12 protein-coding genes are annotated in these 19133 nt (G+C 51.6%); 8 read left to right on the top strand and 4 right to left on the bottom strand.

Annotation, left to right across the window (positions count from 1 at the left end; translation table 11 throughout):
• Nucleotides 1-471: ATP-binding protein (locus B0I18_RS25180; protein WP_342749521.1), on the top strand; the 471-nt coding region annotated here is incomplete at its 5' end.
• Between the two features lie 4 nt (nt 472-475).
• Nucleotides 476-1222: a LytR/AlgR family response regulator transcription factor gene (locus B0I18_RS24770; RefSeq protein WP_106525468.1), complete on the top strand. Its 747-nt coding sequence runs from the start codon at nt 476-478 to the stop codon at nt 1220-1222.
• Between the two features lie 50 nt (nt 1223-1272).
• On the opposite strand, the gene B0I18_RS24765 is transcribed toward B0I18_RS24770, so the two are convergent.
• Together B0I18_RS24765 and B0I18_RS24760 are read right to left on the bottom strand one after the other, a co-directional pair.
• A complete protein-coding gene (locus tag B0I18_RS24765; RefSeq protein WP_106525467.1) occupies nt 1273-2322 on the bottom strand; it encodes a T9SS type B sorting domain-containing protein in 1050 nt (349 codons plus the stop codon).
• 46 nt (nt 2323-2368) lie between these two features.
• Nucleotides 2369-4486, bottom strand: coding sequence for an SBBP repeat-containing protein (locus B0I18_RS24760; RefSeq protein ID WP_106525466.1), 2118 nt, complete (start codon nt 4484-4486; stop codon nt 2369-2371).
• A 205-nt stretch (nt 4487-4691) separates the two neighbouring features.
• On the opposite strand from B0I18_RS24760, the gene B0I18_RS24755 reads away from it, so the two are divergent.
• Complete coding sequence (locus tag B0I18_RS24755; RefSeq protein WP_106525465.1) at nt 4692-6635, top strand: tetratricopeptide repeat-containing sensor histidine kinase; 1944 nt, start codon at nt 4692-4694, stop codon at nt 6633-6635.
• Complete coding sequence (locus B0I18_RS24750; RefSeq protein ID WP_106525464.1) at nt 6635-7285, top strand: response regulator; 651 nt, start codon at nt 6635-6637, stop codon at nt 7283-7285. The genes B0I18_RS24755 and B0I18_RS24750 overlap by 1 nt, the downstream gene beginning before the upstream one ends.
• A gap of 24 nt (nt 7286-7309) precedes the next feature.
• Here B0I18_RS24750 and B0I18_RS24745 read toward each other — a convergent pair whose 3' ends face one another.
• Nucleotides 7310-7939 (bottom strand): GyrI-like domain-containing protein, encoded by a 630-nt coding sequence (locus tag B0I18_RS24745; protein WP_106525463.1) that lies wholly within the window; start codon nt 7937-7939, stop codon nt 7310-7312.
• Between the two features lie 181 nt (nt 7940-8120).
• Nucleotides 8121-12122 carry a T9SS type B sorting domain-containing protein gene (locus tag B0I18_RS24740; RefSeq protein WP_106525462.1) on the bottom strand — a complete coding sequence of 1334 codons (4002 nt, stop codon included), beginning with the start codon at nt 12120-12122 and terminating at the stop codon, nt 8121-8123.
• 751 nt (nt 12123-12873) lie between these two features.
• On the opposite strand from B0I18_RS24740, the gene B0I18_RS24730 reads away from it, so the two are divergent.
• From B0I18_RS24730 to B0I18_RS24715, 4 genes are all read left to right on the top strand, one after another.
• Complete coding sequence (locus B0I18_RS24730; protein ID WP_106525460.1) at nt 12874-13308, top strand: hypothetical protein; 435 nt, start codon at nt 12874-12876, stop codon at nt 13306-13308.
• A 302-nt stretch (nt 13309-13610) separates the two neighbouring features.
• Nucleotides 13611-16511: a sensor histidine kinase gene (locus tag B0I18_RS24725; RefSeq protein WP_106525459.1), complete on the top strand. Its 2901-nt coding sequence runs from the start codon at nt 13611-13613 to the stop codon at nt 16509-16511.
• Complete coding sequence (locus tag B0I18_RS24720; protein ID WP_181358612.1) at nt 16489-17235, top strand: LytR/AlgR family response regulator transcription factor; 747 nt, start codon at nt 16489-16491, stop codon at nt 17233-17235. Before B0I18_RS24725 ends, B0I18_RS24720 begins: the two co-directional genes overlap by 23 nt.
• A gap of 84 nt (nt 17236-17319) precedes the next feature.
• Nucleotides 17320-19133, top strand: a 1814-nt coding sequence (locus B0I18_RS24715; protein ID WP_146146870.1) for a ligand-binding sensor domain-containing protein, incomplete at its 3' end; no start/stop codon positions are given.

Genomic DNA, 19133 nt, shown 5'->3' with positions numbered 1-19133 from the left:
GTATATATCTCCCTCGAACAGGAACTCAACTACCTTAAAGCCTATATCGACCTCGAACGGCTGAAACAAGCCGAAAGCTTCGACTACGGGATCAGTGTAGATCCGCAGATCGACCCGCAAGCCACCCAGATACCCAATATGGTACTGCAACCCTATATCGAAAACGCCATCAAACACGGCATTAAACAAGCTACCGGCAGGGGCAGGCTGAGCATTACCTTTAACCACTACCCCGGCAAAAGGCTGCTGGAGTGCATTATAGAAGACAACGGACCCGGTATAGAATATACCAGGCAGCACCGTGCCGCCACCGCTATGTCGCTGTCGCAAAGTATGAGCATTACCGACAAACGCATCCAGACCCTTAACCAGCTTAGCCCAGGAACAGAACCTATAAAACTGCAGGTGGTAGACAAAAGCCACGAAAACCGGGAAACCGGCACCAGGATTACCATTCACTTCCCAACATAGACCTATGATAAAGACCCTGATTATCGACGACGACCAAGCCAATATCAAGACGCTTCAGAAAATGGTGCACCTGTATTGCCCGCAGATCGAGCTGCTGGGTACCGCCACCAATATCGATGACGCCTACAACCTGATCCGGAAAGAACAGCCATCCCTGGTCTTCCTGGATATTGAAATGCCCAACGGAAGCGGGTTTGACCTGCTGCGAAAGTTCGGAGATATTACCTTCGATGTTATTTTTACGACTGCCTACGACCAGTATGCCCTGGAAGCCTTACGAAAAAACGCACTCGACTACCTGCTGAAACCCATCGATATCGACGCACTGCAACAGGCGGTGCTTAAAGCAGAAAAAAAAGCGGCTTTACCCCAGGGCAATAATTACTGGGAAAAGGTCTTACAGGGGCTTAACCTGGTTGCCAATAACAAGATCTGTATCCCGGTAATGGACGGCATGCTGTTCGTCAACCCCAGGGAGATCGTACGTTGCGAGGCCAGCGGCAGCTACAGCAATTTTTACATGGTGAACGGCAAAAAGCTGACCACCAGCCTCCGGCTTAAAGAATGCGAAGAACTCCTGCCGGAACAGTTCTTTTTCAGAACCCATCATTCGCATATCATCAACCTCAACTATATGAGCCGTTATGTTAAAGGCAGGGGCGGTTATATCGTTATGGAAGATAACAGTATGGTGGAGCTGGCCACCCGCAAGAAGGATGCCTTTATGGATTTTGTCAAGAAAAGGTATTGAGCCGCTTATACCGCAACGGAACAACATCCCGGGGCTGATCTTACCCTGCCTTACCGCAGCAGGGTAAGATCGCCTTTTACGGTATTTTCGGTTCCATCCTCAAGCTTTATACGCACCAGGTAATGATAAGTACCCGCATCGGCCGGATTATTATTGTAAGTACCATCCCAGCCTTTACTGCCATTCATGGTAAAAAACACCTGCTGGCCCCAGCGGTTAAAGATCCGGAACTCTTTCAGCGCCTGGTAACCAAAATTGACGATCCGGAATTCATCATTCAGCCCGTCGCCATTGGGCGAGAAAGCATTAGGAAAATAGAAGCCACGGGCAAGATCGATATGTACCGTTGCCGAAGCCGTACAGCCATATTCGTTGGTACCGGTTACGGTATACGTTATAGAATCTGCCGGGCTGGTTACCGGGTTGGCTATAGCCGCCTGATCGAGCCAGGTAGCCGGCGCCCATTGATAGGTAAGGGCGCCCGATGCCTGCAGTTGCAGGCGGGTATGCTGCAGGATCAGGGTATCCCTGCTGAGGGTAAGTTGCGGCAGCGGATACTTGTGTACCCTTATCGAATCGCTTGCCTGGCAGCCGGTACTCAGGTCGGTTACCATACAGGTAAAGGTTCGGCTCTGCGGTGTTTGACCGGTGGTGTGGGCGGCGCCGGGCTGGTCCAGCAAAGCGGCCGGTGTCCAGGCGAAGCTATAGTCGCCGGCATAAGCGGTTTCCATGGCCAGCGAAAAGCGGCCGTCGCAGGTAGCGGTATCACCGCTTGCCAGCAGGCTTACCGGCTTCCATATCCACAACGGGAATTCGACGGTATTTCCATTCACGGTATAACTCAGCGTACAAAGTAAAGGAAAAGAGTTGGTCGTTGCCGAAGCGGTATACGGGTTAAAATACCAGTTGCCGTTTTGCTGGAAAACGCCGCAACCGGCGAATACGCCACCTGCGGGCTGACCTGCAAGGGCATAAGCGGTATCTGCACGGCAATAAGCCGGTGGTAAGGCTGTGCCATCTTTAAAGGAAACAGACTGCGCACCGGCAATAAAGGTATAGCCACAACAACAGAAAAGCAAGAAGACAATGCGTAATAACATAGAAAAAAATCAGTTGAACGGTTAGTTAATGATAGCGCTACAAGACTTACTGCGCCTGCTTTACCAGCTTTTCGGTGCGGATCAGCAACCCTTCGGCAGTACGGATCTGCAACAGGTAAATACCATCCGCCAACCCTTCGAGGGACAGCGTATCCGCAGCCGGCAGGTCGCGTAATACCCGCCCCCTGATATCGGTCAGGAGCAGGTTGGTCTTTACCGGCGCCTGTACAAAAACCGTTGCGGTAGCAGGATTGGGATAGGTACGCACCTGCGCCGCCAGCGCCGGCAGGTCTTCTATGCCTGTAACATTGGTTACTTTATACACCGCTGAAGTGCCGCTGCAACCCGCAGCATTTACTACCGCCACACTATAGTCCCCGTTAAGGGTTACCGCATAGGTGGCAGCAGTAGCGCCGGGAATGGCGGCCCCGTTGCGCCACCACTGGTAAGCCGTATAGGGCAAGAGGGTACCGAGCGTAAAACCATTGACGGTAATAACCGGCGCGGCAACATCCACATGCAGATCGATAGTAACGGTGCTGTCGCAACCGTTGCTATTAGGTAGCTTTTCTACATAGATACCACTGGTGGTATAGGTATGCCCGTTGAAAGTAAACGAGCAGGCCGTTACGGGCAGGTACGATGAATTGGTATCTGCGCAACGCATTTTATGTACGAATATATCGCTGCTGCCTGCCGCAGTAAGACTCGTTGTGCCCGGCCCCGGGTCGAAATCAACAGTAGTTTTGAAATAACCCGTAGTATAGATGTTCCCCGACTGGTCGGTAGTGATTGCATGTCCCTGGTCGTTGTCCGTACCTCCTATGCCTTTGAGCCAGAGCAGGCTGCCCGCCGGGCTTAACTTCGAGATAAAAATATCTTTACCCCCCAGGGCTTTAAGCGTATCGCCGGGCAGGCCGGTATAGAAATTGGTAGTTTCAGAAAACTCGCCGGCGGCGTATACATTACCGGCAGCATCGGTAGCCACGCTATAGCCGAAATTAATCGCCCCGTTGCCGGAAGTCACTTTCGCCCATACGAAATGCCCGGCGGAGTCCAGCTTGGAAAGGAAACCCTCCGAAATACCCGTTGCCGGCAGGTTATAATTGGTAACCGGATCCGGATCGAAATCGGGATCGCCGAAGTAGGGCCCTGACGTATACACGTTTTCCTGGGCATCGATTGCGATGGCATTGGCAAAGCAAAACGATAATACACTCAGGTTATCGCCGCCGATCTGTCTTGCCCATACAAAGTTCCCGGCAGTATCGAGCTTCAGGATGTATTCGTCGGCAATAAGGGTGTTAAAAGTATAAGTACCGCCCGGGCTGGGATCCATGTCGGCTGTGCCGGAGAAACCGCCTGCCGAATACACATAACCATCGGATAAGGTAAGGGCATAGCCTTCCGAATTGGTAGCCACGATCTGCTTGGCCCATACAAAATCACCGTTGGCATCCAGCTTGGAAATAAAGGCATTGTTGTAGGCCGCCGAGGTAAGCGTATACACGCCGGGACCGGGATCGAAGTCGGCCGACCCGCTGGTAGCCGGCGTAGTACGGGTAATCCAGCCTGTGGTATATACATTACCCGCTTTATCTACAGCGATGGCATTGGCCAGTTGCTCGTCGTCGCCACCGATCTGTTTGGTCCAGATATGAGCGCCACCGGGGTCGAGCTTAGTGATGAAGATATCGTGCGCTCCCATCGATACCAGGTTACTGGTACCCGGCCCCGGATCGAAATCTACGGTATCTTCAAACTTACCGGTGATGTACACATTGCCTGCCGTATCGGTGGTAATGCCCAGGCCTTCGTCGTTGCCGCTGCCCCCCAGCCGCAGGGCCCATACCAGGGTACCCGCCGCATCCAGCTTGGATACGAAAATGTCGCGGTCGCCTGCCGAAGTAAGGTTAAGGGTTGCGGCACCGGGGTCGAAATCTGCAGTCTCGCGAAACGTGCCGGTCGTATACACGTTACCTGCTTTATCTACGGCAATCGCATTACCCTGTTCTTCTTCCGAAAAAATACCGGCTACGGTACTGTTGCCCCCCATTTTCCTGGCCCACTCGAAAACCGCGCCCTGTGCATAAAGCGACCTGCCCAAAGGCAGCATCAGCAAGCATATACCAATACATTTCAAGGTGTAAATTTTCCTATTCATTTTCCCGTTTTTAGCCGTGTGAAATAATTATGATGATTTGTGTTTCTAATGGCTATTTTTAAATCGTTAAAAGCAGACAACAGCCGGAACAAATTAATATCCTTTCTTCCAGGAGTTCTTTTCGGATTTTACGGATTTTTTATTTTCGGCTGTATAACTACCAAACCGGCCCGGTTACCGGCCGGTCTTTATATGCAGATCCACAATGCCTGTTCTACGCTTTAAAAACATACGGTTATACCTCTGTAACCTGTTGCTGCTCCTTGCTTTCGGCACGGCTGCGCAGGAGCGTACCGTACTGTCTTATTCTTTTTACAACCCCAAAGATTCCAGCCGGGTATTCGACCTGGTAAAACAAGGGCTCGCACTGATCGATGAAAAGCCGGAACAGGCGCTGACCCTGTTCCGTAAAGCCGAGCAACTGGGCAGGACTTCGGGCTTCGATGACGGCGTGGGTTATGCCCTGTCCTTTACGGGCCTTACCGAGGGTAAGCTGGGCCATCCGGAAAAAAGTAAGGCCAGTTATGCAGCAGCCCTGCCCTATTGCCTGCAGGCGCGTGCCTGCAAATTCGTAATCGCTTTCCTGTATATGAATATGGGCCTTACGTTTAAAGAACAGGGCGATTATAACCATGCCAACGAATATTTTCATAAGGCGCTGGCCAGCTTCCAGCGATACCTGCCCGAACACAAAAGCATTATAGCCGTTTACATCAACCTGATCGGCATACAAGCCCGCATGGGCAGCGCCGCCAGGGCCCTGGACTATGCCGACCAGGCTGCACAACTGGCCCGCAAGCATGGCCAGCAACACTACCTGGCGCTGGCCCTGCTCAACAAAGGCAATACCCTGTATACTATCAAGCTGCCGGACAGCGCCCTGTATTATTACCGTGCGGGCCTGGAAGTAGCCACAGCAGCGCAGGACAGCAGTATCTACAGTTCCTTTTACCTGAGTATGGGTAATGCGGCGCTGGAAAAGCAGCAGGATTCGGAAGCCATACATTATTTCGAAAAAGTGATCGCGCTCAACCAGGACAAGCCTTCGGCAGCCCTGTTCGGTTACATCCTGCCCAGGTACTCGCTGGGCCTGGCCTACAAAAGACAGAAAGCCTATAAAAAGGCCGAACAGGTACTGCTGGAAGGACTGGCAAAAGCAGAGCAGACGGGCCTTACCGAAAACGAGCACGATGGCCGGGGGGTACTGACCGATGTATACCGGGAGATGGGCCGCTATAAAGAGGCCCTGGAACAGGGTACCCTTTACCAGAAGCTGCGCGACAGCGCCGGCGAAGAAAAAAAAGTACAGGCCATCAACGAACTGGAGATCAGGTACCATACCGCGCAAAAGGATAAAGAGATCATCCAAAAGCAGGTGATGATCGCACGGCAGGAAAAGACAATAAGCCGCAACAATATCATTATCGGCAGCACGGCAGGCGGCCTGTTGCTGCTGGTTGGCGGCGGCCTGGCCTTTTACCGCAATAAACGGAAGATGGAACGGCGCAACGCCGAGATATCCCGGCTGAAAGCCGCGGCAGCAGGCGAAGAGAAAGAACGGGCCCGTATATCGCGCGAATTGCACGACGGCCTCGGCGGCATGCTTACTGGTATAAAAATGAACCTGCGCACGCTGCAAAAACAAGCCGCTCAGCCGGACCTGCCGCAAAAGCTCGAAGAGATTATGAGACAGCTACAAGGTATGGGCGATGAGATCCGGAAGACGGCGCATAACCTGATGCCCGACATCCTGCAGGAGCACAACCTGCAGCAGGCCTTACAGCTTTATTGCAACCAGCTGAGCACCGACCGGCAACAGGTAAGCCTGCAATTCCACGGCACACCCGATCTTGCCGATAAATCGCTGGAGCTGGTGGTGTACCGGATCGTACAGGAACTGGTACAGAATATTGTAAAGCACGCACAGGCCAGCCTGGCTGAGATACAGGTGATCCATAACAAGGAAACATTGTGCATATCGGCCGAAGACAATGGTATCGGCTTCGAACAGGAGCAGGGCAACGGCCTGGGTCTGCAAAATATAAGATCCAGGGTGCAGGCCTTAAACGGTTATTGTTCTATTACCTCCGCACCGGGCAAGGGCACCACCGCCTTTATCGAGATTGACCTTAAAAACGACAGGAACTGATGACGCAGGATAACACCATACATATCGCAATTACAGACGACCACCCGATGATCATCGGCGGGCTGCGCAATATGCTCTCGCTGTACCCGCATATACGGCTCGGCGAGGCCTATACCACGGCAAAAGCCCTGATGGACGGGCTCCAGCAAATACAACCCGATGTACTCTTACTGGATATACAACTGCCGGATAAGAACGGGGATGCCCTGGTACCGGTAATCCTCAGGAAATACCCGGCCATCCGCATCCTCGCACTGACCAATATGGACAGCATGCTCTATATCCACAATATGCTCCGGTTGGGCGTTAGCGGTTATGTTTCCAAAAATTCGGATCCCGATACGGTAATCAGGGCCATAGAAACGGTATACAAAGGCGAAGAGTTCCTGGAACCCGCGCTGAGGGCCCGGTTGGAGCAGTTCTCGTTTACCATGCGGAAAGAGGCCGCCATGAAACCCACGCTTACCCTGCGCGAAAAAGAGATCCTGCAACTGACCGTAAACGGCGATACCATCCAGGAGATCGCACAAAAGCTGTTTATCGGTCTGCGCACGGTCGAATATTACCGCTCCAACCTGTTGCTCAAACTGGATGTAAAGAACATGGCCGGGCTGATCAAAAAAGCTATCCGGCTGGGCCTGGCCGAATAGTCGTCCTGGCGCGGCAGGCAGGCGCTACGGCGCCAGTACGGGTTCGCGTAAAATGGTCCGGCACTTGTCGGGACTAGTCTTCCGGAAATCGGAAAGATAGATCTCGTGGTGCAGGCCATTCCGGCGCAATCCCTTTGCAGCGATCATTTCCAGCATCAGGGCCAGCGATTCCGGCTCTTTGTCGAAAGGCCCTACATGCAGCATTTGTACACAGGTGCCTTCGTGCAGGGTAAAAAAGCCCACATCACCGACACGCGCCGCCGGCTTCTTAGCGCGGGCTACCCGGATGCCTTCCTGTACCGCTGCTTCTGTTACGAATTCAGGCATACGGATCATCATCCGGTACAACCACTCGGAACGGGGTACGCTGCCCGGCGTTCCGGCCATGGTCACATCTTTATACCGCTCCTCGTCGTACCACCACAGCCCTTCCAGTTTGGACACCACAAAATCCGCCCCTTCGTTTTTAAACCGGAACTTGATGGCATAAGCTACCGAATAAAGCGCTTCCAGGCAAGCTGCATAGGCAGGGCCATCCGGGTCGCCCTGCCCCGTAATGCTGATAAACCGTGCAGGTTCGATATCGACCAGTTCGGGCTGTGTAGCCGCCTTGAAATAACTTTTGTACTTGCGGCTGAGATCCAGTTTTTCCATAGCTTATTGCTCTTTTGTACAAAGAAAAGCGGGTTCGCTGACAACCCTATGGCAGCCTGGTTTTTCATTCTTGTTTTTTGGGCCTGTTGAAGATGGTAAGCCGGAAGCGGTTGATCCTAAAAAGATAAGGCCCTGCGTATGCAGGGCCTTATCTTTTATCTGTATTTATGGGTAGTTCTTACTACCGTATCAGGGTTACATTGCCTTGTTTGGTAAACGGCTTGCCGTTGTCGGTTACCGCTTCGATCACGTACATGTACACGCCCATCGGTTGATTAGCGCCTTTGTAGGTGCCGTCCCAGCCTTCGTCGATATTGGTGCTGCTGTACACTTTATTACCCCAACGGTTAAAGATCGTAAAGCTCTTCAGCTGGGCAATACCGCGTTTGGTCGGTTTGAACAGGTTATTGATACCACCGGGTGCAAAAGCGTTCGGCATATCCAGCTCTGTTTCTTTTACCAGTACATCCATAGAGTCGGTTACCACGCAACCATGCTCGGTACGGGCCGTTACAAAGTAGCGGGTCCTTACTTCGGGCGACAGCGTCGGGTTCGCGATGTTCGGGTTGCTTACTCCCGAGGTCGGGAACCACTGGAAGTACAGGGCATTGGTGCCGGGCTCTACCTGGTAGGCTTCGCCAGGGTATACATTGACACTATCGGGCAGGGCCAGGATACCCAGCGGGTAAACGGTTACCGTCAGTTTCTGGGTGTCGAGACAGTTGTGGATGTCTTTGATGTAAACGGTATAATCGGTTGTCGTAGCAGGCGATGCAAGCGGATTGGCGATACCGGTATCGTTCAGGCCGTAAGATGGCGTCCAGCTATAGCTTACACCACCGGTAGCCCACAGCTGTACTTTGCTTGGCGGGCAGTAGCCGGTGTCGGTAGCCGCGGCGCCAAAGTTGCCAGGGTATACGGTCAGCTTGATGCTATCGCGTGCAGCACAACCAATCGGTGTTTTAACATCGAGGTACCAGGTACCGCTTGTATCGGCGATCAAGTCGGCATTCGGCCCGGTCGGCGTATTCAGTCCGCCCGATGGGCTCCATTGGTAAATATAATCGGGGCGGTACGGGGTCACTACCGATTCCAGGGCTACTTCGGCCCACTGGCAGAATGCTTTATTGGGTCCCAGTTCTACCGTAGGTATGTAGTGCATACCGATATTGATCGATGCCAGCGTATCGGGACAACCCGGGTAGCTTGCCCTGATCGTATAGATATTAGGCTGATGAATGGTCAGGGTCGGGCTCAGTGCTGTAGTATCGCTTACACCGGTCGAAGGGGTCCATTTATAGGTATAGCCGGGGGTACCGATTACAGTAAGCGGTATTACAGCCCCTTCGCAGACGACGGTATCGTTATTGATGATGTCGAGCTGTCGCGGCGCCAGGTCGATATGGATCGTATCCGTCGACGAGAAGCCGCATATCCCCGGTATGGTATCTTTTACGGTTACATAATAGATAGTGTTCACCGACGGATCCACGGTAACCTGCGGCAGTGTAGGACTGGACAGCAGGCCTGTTCCGGGTTGCCAGAGAATGGTATTGTTCGGGCTCGGGTTATTGATATGTACCGATAGCTGTATCGACTGTTCGTTACTACATAGCGTCGTATCACGCACCACGATATCGGGCAATTCGGTTTTCAGCACGGTGATGTGCATATAGGTGGTATCGTCTGTTATACAGGTCGAATCGTTATGCGCATACAGGGTAACGGTAAAAGTACCGGTTGTCAGATAAGTATGCGTAGGGTTCGCAGCGGTGGTCGTCGGGGTGCCGTCGCCAAAGTCCCAGATAAAGGTAGTCGGGTTAGAAGGCGAAGGGTTATTGGTCTGGTTCACCATTTTTACGGTATAGGGTACGCATCCGGTATCGTTTTTACTCACCAGCGTATCCAGCATAAAGTTGGAAACAACACCGGTGGCTTCAAAGTCGAATTTAAAAGTTACGATATCCTGCTGCGCGCTCTGGTTAACCGGGCCCCATGCACCCGGAGTGATCAGGGTTGGGTTACCCCAGGTACCGCCTGTTCCGACGTTGTTGTTACCGTTACAGATAGAGTGGTAAACAACGCCGTTTGGATCCAGCCGGTTGGTACCTACGTGCACGTGGTCATTGGCCGCACCGAAATAAGATCCGTAGAGCAGCGTCTGGAAGTTAGGCGTCAGTACACCGAACCAGAAAGGAAGGGCGCCGTTTGTAGAAGCCGCATCGGGTGTAGTCGGCATACCGTTGCTCGCACTCAGACCGGTTACATAGGTATTACCGCAGATATCCACCAGGTAACCATCGGGGAAGAAGCGGATACCCGTAGCGCTGCCCACCCTTGTAGAAAGCTGGGAGGCGCTCAGCGTGGAAGTAAGCCTGTCGATAAACACATCACCACCGGCAACCGAATATACACCGGTAGATACGGGGTAAGCGCCGTCTGTACGACCAAAAGCAAAGATATTACCGCTTTCGTCTACCTGCACACCGAATACCTGGTCGAGGCCGGTAGTACCCATATAGGTCGATTGCAGGATAGCGCCGGTAGCAGAGTTGATGATCGATACGAAGCCATCCATACCGCCACCAGGAGCAACGGTAGTCTTAGCGCCTGCGGTGGTTGGGAAATCGGCACTGGTAGTGGCGCCTGCAATAACCAGGTTGCCTGCGGCATTAAAGGCCAGGGAGAAGATCGCCTCATCGCCCGTGCCGCCGAGGTAGCTGCTGTAGAGCAGGTTGGAACAGGTTGGATTCAGCTTACAGATCACACCATCCCGCAGCGAAGCGCCGGCCAGCGCATTTTGCTGCGCATTGGCGGTAACCGGGAAGTCGGTAGAACTGGTATTAGACACCAACCATATATTACCTGCCGCATCAGTAGTGATTTCGACCGGGCTGGTTGTATTCTGACCGGAGATGTCCGCTCCGAACCCGGCACCGTTAAGGCTGAACCCGGTAGGATCGATGTTGTTGCCGCCAAGATAAGTAGCGCCAAGCAGCGCCGTACCGGTGCTGTTGAAGTGTGCTACGAAGATATCGGACGCGCCGCCAAGTGTATTGTCGTAAGCCGTGGTAAGCATCGGCAGGTTGGCCGATTGGGTACTACCCGCGATAATCAGTTCGCCCTGGGGAGTTACATACATGGTATGTACATAGTCCGGACCTGATCCGCCATAATAAGTAGAATAAATACGGTTGGTACCGGTAGCATTGTATTTGTTGATGCCGACTATACGTTGACCGGCGCCGCTATAGTTTTGCTGGTAAGCGCCCGTGGTAACCGGCCAGCCTGCCGCAAAGGCGCCGCAACCGGCATAAGCGCTACCATTAGCGTCGTAAGTGGTACTGAAACCGTAGAAGCCGCCTCCGCCGCCTACCCCGCCACTAAAGGTGGCAAATACCAGCGTAGGATCGATAACCAGCGCATAACTGCTGTTATACCCTTCCGGGAAACTGAAGGTCAGTTTATTGTTTTGCAGTTTATAAGCCGAACGTACCTCTTTTTTTACACCGCCGATCACCTGGTAGGTGTAAGGCGCCTGTTCGATCACTTCGTTTACCGATGTCTTGATTTTCACATGACCATCAGGCGTTAACTGCGGGCTTACGCCGTCGAAAGTCAACACGATTTTGCTGGGGTCGGCGCCCGGCGCTACCACCAGGTCATATTTCAGCGAGCGTTCCAGGCCGTATAAAGCCAGGTCGATGCCGGGATAGAGGTCCTTTTGCAGAACTTTGCCATACAAGCCGACATTACCGGCCCATTTAGAGGGGTCGTTGCCGATAAAGTAGTTATGATATCCTGTTCGTTTATCTTCTTTCAGGTAAGTGGGGTGTGCATTGGCGCCCTCGAAGTTTACTTTATAGGCGTGCATACGGATGATCGAGTTCGAAGGATCACCACCATGTTCTGAAAGCTCATGCACCTCTTCCAGGTCCTTCTGGCTTACATAATTATATACGAAGCCCTTATCGGTAAGAAACATTACACCACCCGGCAGATCGGCCTTGAACCTGGCGTCCTGTATCCATTGACCTTTGTTCTCTATCAGTTCGATGCTTTGCGGCGCATGATCTTCGAAAAACCTCGCGCCGCTGGTTTCGCGCTTATTCCGGGCCGACGCGGCTACCGAGATCAGCAGGAAGGCTAACGGTAAAAAGCTTTTGAATGTACTTTTAGACATATTATGTGTTTGTTTTATTTTTTATATATATGGTCCGGATCAATTGCAACCCGGAGAAACACCAACCTTTTTAAAAACGCCGTCCCGGATGCGGAACAACTTTCGGATCAGGACATCATTCCCGGAATATACCTGCTCACCTCCCGGTTGTCACTGCCTTTTCATCGCTGCCGGGGCGCCCGGCCCAGGGTGAACAAAAGCAAAACGAACCTCATCGCAGCTATCCAAAAACAAAGTCAAGGTAAAAGATAGGTAAAAACTAGCTTTCGGTTGGCTTGGCGCCTTCATTTTTTTTATTTTACACAAAAACAAGCCATCGTTCGCTTTATGATCAATGATTTTCGCTACTGTTAATTAATGTAAATCAACAACAATCCCCTTCCGCCTCTTCCTGTTTTGCCTGGCAAGATCCACTTTTTAAGCATAGCATGCAACAAAAGCGGCAAGAATTTTATTGCCGTCCGGTTAATCGCACTAAAGCCCCCTGGCAGAGGCAGCCCCAAGGATAAACCTTATCCAGACAACACCGTAAGCAGACCTTATTGCAGCCGGTTTTGCACAAAGCCGAAAGGCGTCCCCGTCGGGACGCTACTGCACCCTGGTCCGGGAGTATATTACGGGTAGGGAACAGGCCGAAAAGGAGTAAGATGGCCGGCACATGTAAAAAAAACACTATCTTGAAAGTCTTCTAACACTGCCCTGAATATAAACCAGGAGCGACAATCTTTTAACCTTTAAAACCAATTATCAGATGAAAACATGGAAACGCACAGCCGTATTGGCATTCTTTAGTATGTTCCTGCTGGGCATTAACGCTTATAGCAATAACGGCGATGGTACCGTACCCGGAAGCGTTAATACCATTACCCGTACCGCCTGCCTGCCGGGATTTGCCGGCTGCTCTAATGACGACATTAATATAAGACTGTCTACTGCCGTTGGGATCGGCGCAAGCACAGAGACCTTTTCTGCCAACGATCTCCATACTTATCCGATCAACCAGACCCGGATAAAAGTGACCAAAACGGGCACCGGTATTGCCAGCACGGGTACTTACAGCCTGCCTGCAGCCATCGGCGACCAGGTCGTTATTCCCTCAACGGACGGCATTCTGCCCTACACGGTAATTATCACAAAAACAGCTGCCGGGCAGTTTAAACTGCAGGTCAGCAATTTGTCGCTCTGATCTGCCCTTGTTGCGCCACAAGCCGGCAGCCAGTAAGAACAACAGCAGTAACCTATAAATGCAGCAAAGCGCGAAGTGGTCTACTTCGCGCTTGCTTTTTGCCCCGCCGGGGGATTTATCTGCACCATTATACCAAAGTGCAGTATTGATCCATGGTTATGCCATAGGGCCCGGGAACGTGCCGGAGCCCACTTGAAATGAGTCGAAAAAAGTATAAAAAACATGTATACTATCCCGGTGAACCAGATCAAAAAGCATAAGGAATAAAATTTATTTTTATTTTACAGGTGTAATACATCACCATGCGATTCTTCGTGTTGCTCCTTATGATCCTATCGGCCCCCGTGCTGCGGATAACTGCCCAGGAATACAGTTACAGCCACTACGATACCAAAGATGGCCTGGCCGGCTCTGTTGTTTATAGTATAGCCCAGTGCCGCGACGGTTTCGTATGGATCGGTACAGAAACCGGGCTGAGTCGCTTTGACGGTACCCGCTTCAAAACCTTTACGGTAAAAGATGGCCTGCCCGGCGAAGAGGTACTGGGCCTGTTTGTAGACTCCCGGAACAGGGTATGGGTATCGTCCTTTAAAAATGCCATCAGCTATTATCACAACGGCAGTATCCATAACCAGCAAAACGACAGCACCCTGGCGAAGATCCATATGAAGGCCATCATAAAGTATGTCGGGGAAAACGCCAACGGAGATATTGTTATCCAGGAAACCGATGACCTCCATATTGTAACGGCGGCCAACCAGGTAAAGACGATGCCGGTAAACGCGTACCGAAGCCTGATCCGTTCAACAAAAGACATCGCGCCCTTACTTCCCAAAAACAATAAAGGGGGCTGCGATGCCGACCTCGTTGCCTTACCGGCGCCGGTAAGGAAGCGGGTAAACGACCGGGATTTCTTTGCCGGCGGTGGGTATTGGGAAGGCAGCAAAAGCTATGTATTCTGCGAAGGCAACACAATAAAGATCATCAAGGCAAACGGGCAGGAAAAACGATTGCCGCTACCGGTAAACAGTTACCTGCTCGGCACCGGCGGCAATACCTTTGCACTCTACCAGGTAATGGGCGGCGTGTTTCTTTTCAAACCGGACCATACCGCAAATCTTCAACGGTATTTCGGCCGTTACGTGGTACAGGAGGTTATCGTGGACCGGGAAGAGAACCTGTGGTTTACGACCCAGGGCTCGGGCGTATTTAAAATAAGCAGGAACAGGTGCAAAAACATGTTTACCGCGGATCCGCGTAGCAACACGAATATCCTGGACATTCACAAAATAGGCCCCTATATCTATGCCGGTGGACGCAAGGAACAGTATTGGCGGTTTAATGCCGTTAACGACAGCTTTTTTAATAACGAAACTGAAAATAAACCCGAACCGTTCTATGCCGGCCGTTCTTTTCTCGACAGCGTACCCGAAGGCACCCTTTTCAGTTGCGGCAGTTCCGATTTCCTGCACCTGGACTGGTTTCCATCCGCCAATATGGTGATCGTAAAAACGATACTTCATCTTGGCGACACCCTGCTGGTTGCCGGCTTTCGCGGCGCCTTCCTGGCCAACCGGAAAAACGGGTGGGTCAAAGAGTTTTACCAGGGCCGCACCACCTGCGCCTACCGGCTGGGTACTACCTATTACCTCGGTACCTGGCAGGGTTTGTATACCATAGATAAAGAAGGCAGAACGCTGTTCCTGGGAGACCGGTTTCCCCAATTACGCCAACAGGTAAGCTGTATGGCGGCGGATAGCCACGGGACACTTTGGATCGGCACAAAAGGCAAGGGAATTACGGGATACCGTGACGGCAGGATCATCGCAACAATAGACCGGGACGCAGGACTGCCAAGCAGCCAGTGCCGGTGCATTTTTATCGATGGCCAGGAGCTATGGGCCGGCACCGACAGGGGTATCCATAAAATAGATATCCGGCCCGGCACTTATAATGTTGTGCAAAACATTAACGCTTCTGATGGCCTGAACTCCAATATCGTAAATACGATTTATAAAGACGGTGCTGTTGTTTATGTAGGCACGCCGGTAGGTATAACGGTCTTCAACGAAAAGTACATTGCCCGGCATTCAATAGCCATGATCCGGATGACGGGTATTATGGTTTCGGGCAAAGCACTGCCGCCGGGTCTTGTAAGCGTACAACTGGATCACCGGGATAATAACATCAGCTTCGAATATGCCGGTATCTCCTTTCTGTCGGAAGGCGACAACACCTACAAATACCGGATCCTGGGCCTGGAAGATCAATGGCATACGACCCGCGAGCATACACTGAGTTTCCCGGCCCTGCCTTCAGGATCATACACCCTCGAGCTCATCGCCGTTAATAAATACAACGACCAGAGCGATATGCTCCTGTTTAATTTCACGATACGGAAAAGTATCCCGGAAACCCTGTGGTTCAAAGCGCTGACCATACTTGCTGTCGGCTCGCTGATAGCGTTGGGGATCCAATACCTGATCCGCGCCGTACACCGTAAGGAAAGACGGGCGTTATTGATGGACAAGAAAATCAAATCGCTGGAACAAATGGCGCTGCGCGCACAGATGAACCCGCATTTTATTTTTAATTGCCTCAACTCCATGCAAGGTTATATTATTGATGGCGATGTAAAAAAAGCAAACCTGTACCTGACCCGCTTTGCCCGGCTGGTGCGGGAAACCCTGGATAATGCCTCCCGGATCCTTATCTCCTTAGAAGAAGAGATCCGGTTTCTGCGCAATTATATAGACCTGGAAAGAATGCAGCTCAGGTATCCGTTTACCTATAACATAACGGTCGATCCGGCTATTAATCCCGCCATACTGATGATACCCAATATGGTATTGCAACCCTATGTGGAGAACGCCATCAAACACGGGTTGAGCCAGCTTCCCCAAGCCGGCGAACTCCGGCTGACACTGCTGTTACTCCCCGAAGAACGCGTGCTGGAATGCATGGTAGAAGATAACGGACCAGGCATAGACCAGACAAGATCCGGCGGCCCGGTACGGCAAGAAACCGCAAAGGGTATGTCGATTACCCAGGATCGCATACTTACGCTCAACCAGATTCATGCCACCGAACAACCCATACGCATCAGCATTACCGACCTGGGCGCTACCGGCCCGGGCAGCGGCACAAGAATTATTATTCACCTACCTATCATATACAACGATGATCAACGCCTTGCTCATTGACGATAACCACGCCAATATAAAAACCTTAAGTAAACTGATTGGCCTGTATTGCCCGCAGGTAACGATTTGCGGAACGGCCCAGAACATAGAAGAGGGTCACCGGGAGATCCTTAAACATCGTCCCGACCTGGTGTTTCTCGATATCGAGATGCCCAGGGGGAACGGGTTTGAGCTCCTGAAGAAGTTTGAACCCCTGGCCATTGAAGTTATTTTTACTACAGCATACAGCCAATATGCCGTACAGGCATTCCGGGAAGATGCAACAGACTATTTAATAAAACCTATCGACATCGATGCATTGCAGCAAGCTGTGGCTAAAGCCGAAACGCGCCACCGGTCCAGGCGCAACGGCGAGCATACAGGTAAACCGGAGCGGGAGCCACGTAGCGCTCCCGTCGGCAAGATCAGCATACCGGTGCTGGACGGCTACCTGTTTATGAATTACCAGGATATTATCCGCTGCGAAGCTTCGGGCTGTTATACCAACTTCTATACGATCGACGGTAAAAAACTGGTAACCAGCATGCGGCTTAAAGAATGCGAGACACTGCTCCCGTCCGGACAATTTTTCAGGATACACCGCTCCCATATCATCAACCTCCGGTATATGGTGCGTTACCAGAGGGGCAGAGGCGGCTATGTTATCATGGAGGATAAAAGTACCGTTGAGGTAGCCGCCAACAGGAAAGAGGTTTTCCTGGAACAAATGAAACACGGATTCTGAGATTTGTTACCTGGCGAAGCGGGATCCTCAGTACCTGTAAATAAGAAAATAATTATATTTTCGGGTAAACGCTCCCAGCCTCCTATGCGATTTATACTTCTTTTGCTGTGTCTTTTATCGAAGATCATCTTCAACGCAGGCGCACAGGAATACAGCTATACCCATTACGACACCAAAGATGGCCTGCCCGGCTCTACCGTTTATTGCATAGCACAAAGCAAAGACGGTTTCATCTGGTTCGGTACCGAAGCCGGCCTTTGCCGGTTCGACGGCGTCAACTTTAAAACCTTAACGATAGAAGACGGCCTCCCGGCCAACGATATCCTGACCCTGCGTGTCGACAGCCGGGGCCGGATATGGATGCACCCATTCAAAGCAGCCATCTGTTATTACGAAAACGGCAAGATCCATAACCAGCAAAACGACACCGTGTTGAAGAAAGCAATCTTGCACGATTTGCCCAACAACATTGCAGAAAGCGACAAAGGCGATATTATTATCCAGGAAGACCGTGCCACCCATGTTATTTCGGCCGGCAATGAAGTACGGAGACTTCCTGTCGGTACGAATTACCTGGTCAGGCGTGACCGGCTGTACCTTTTTAATATCGTTACACGCAACAATTCGATTACCTCCGACATGGTCGACTTACCGGCCTTTGTACGCAGGCAGATCGGAAATCAATGGCGATACATCAATATCGTCAGGATCAAGGGAAAGTCCTATTACTTTTTTAACGATGCATACCGGATATGGGCCATCAGCGAACAAGATACCTGGTCTGTACCTATACCTAATAAAATGGGGTATGCCGTATTGGTGAGTAACGACCTTGCCTGTTTCTACGACAGGGGCAAAGGAACCGACCTGCTTCAAACCGATCATTTTACTAACCCGGTCCGGTATTTTCCCGATTATTATATCGACCATGTAATAATGGACCAGGAGCAGAACCTATGGTTTGCCACAAAAGGTGCAGGCGTGTTCAAGATCAGTCCCAACCGCTTCCGCAACCTCTTTGCTGCCAATGAAAAAGGTTCTACTTATATCCGGCATATCCACCGGATAGGCAATACGATCTATATCGCCGGACTGAATGACCGGCACTGGAAAGCAAAGCCCGTCGACGAAGCGTTCTTTCGTAGCAATGCCAAGAACAACCCGGAGCCTTTCCTGGCCGACAATAATTTCCTGGGCCGTATTCCCTACCGCACCATGGTCCATACCAGCAGCTCCGACTTCCTGAACCTGGCCAGGTTCAGGAACGACAGCATTATGATGAGCAAGACCATACAGGTGCTTGGCGATACCTTATTGCTTTCCGGTCCTTCGGGCTGCTTCCTGTTCAACTGGAAAAAGAATAAGATCGGCGTTTTTCTTCACCTGGGCAGAACCAGCGCGGTTTACAAACTGGGCGGCGATTATTATATCGGTACCCTCGACGGCTTGTACCTGCGTACTGCCGACGGTAGAACACGCTTCCTCGGTGAACAATTTCCGGTATTCAGGAGCCAGGTAACTACCTTTGCAGAAAGTGCCGATAGTACACTCTGGGTGGGCACCAGCGGCGGCGGTATCGTTGGCTATCGCAATAATAAGATCTGCGCCGTTTTTAATACCGGCAACGGCCTGGCAAGTGCCGCCTGCCGTTGCCTCTACGCCGATGGCAGTACCCTCTGGGCCGGCACCGAAAAAGGCCTCTGTAAAATAGATATCACACCCGGCAAATACCGTGTCGCCAACACCATTACCGCCAACGACGGCCTTAACTCCAATATCATTAACGCGGTGTACAGCGATAGTTGCTTCGTATACGTGGGTACGCCGCTCGGTCTTACCATGTTCGACGAACGTAATGTCCGTAAACGCGGTATCTCCTATATCAATATGACGGCCGT

Source organism: Taibaiella chishuiensis (assembly GCF_003014535.1).
Lineage (GTDB): Bacteria > Bacteroidota > Bacteroidia > Chitinophagales > Chitinophagaceae > Taibaiella > Taibaiella chishuiensis.
The sequence above is the reverse complement of the archived record's forward strand: the minus strand, read 5'-3'. Positions and strand labels throughout refer to the sequence as shown.

Excerpts from the sequence above, each read along its gene's own strand:
- B0I18_RS24770 (WP_106525468.1), top strand. The coding sequence starts at position 476 with ATGATAAAGACCCTGATTATCGACGACGACCAAGCCAATATCAAGACG.
- B0I18_RS24765 (WP_106525467.1), bottom strand. The coding sequence starts at position 2,322 with ATGTTATTACGCATTGTCTTCTTGCTTTTCTGTTGTTGTGGCTATACC.
- B0I18_RS24760 (WP_106525466.1), bottom strand. The coding sequence starts at position 4,486 with ATGAATAGGAAAATTTACACCTTGAAATGTATTGGTATATGCTTGCTG.
- B0I18_RS24755 (WP_106525465.1), top strand. The coding sequence starts at position 4,692 with ATGCCTGTTCTACGCTTTAAAAACATACGGTTATACCTCTGTAACCTG.
- B0I18_RS24750 (WP_106525464.1), top strand. The coding sequence starts at position 6,635 with ATGACGCAGGATAACACCATACATATCGCAATTACAGACGACCACCCG.
- B0I18_RS24745 (WP_106525463.1), bottom strand. The coding sequence starts at position 7,939 with ATGGAAAAACTGGATCTCAGCCGCAAGTACAAAAGTTATTTCAAGGCG.
- B0I18_RS24740 (WP_106525462.1), bottom strand. The coding sequence starts at position 12,122 with ATGTCTAAAAGTACATTCAAAAGCTTTTTACCGTTAGCCTTCCTGCTG.
- B0I18_RS24730 (WP_106525460.1), top strand. The coding sequence starts at position 12,874 with ATGAAAACATGGAAACGCACAGCCGTATTGGCATTCTTTAGTATGTTC.
- B0I18_RS24725 (WP_106525459.1), top strand. The coding sequence starts at position 13,611 with ATGCGATTCTTCGTGTTGCTCCTTATGATCCTATCGGCCCCCGTGCTG.
- B0I18_RS24720 (WP_181358612.1), top strand. The coding sequence starts at position 16,489 with ATGATCAACGCCTTGCTCATTGACGATAACCACGCCAATATAAAAACC.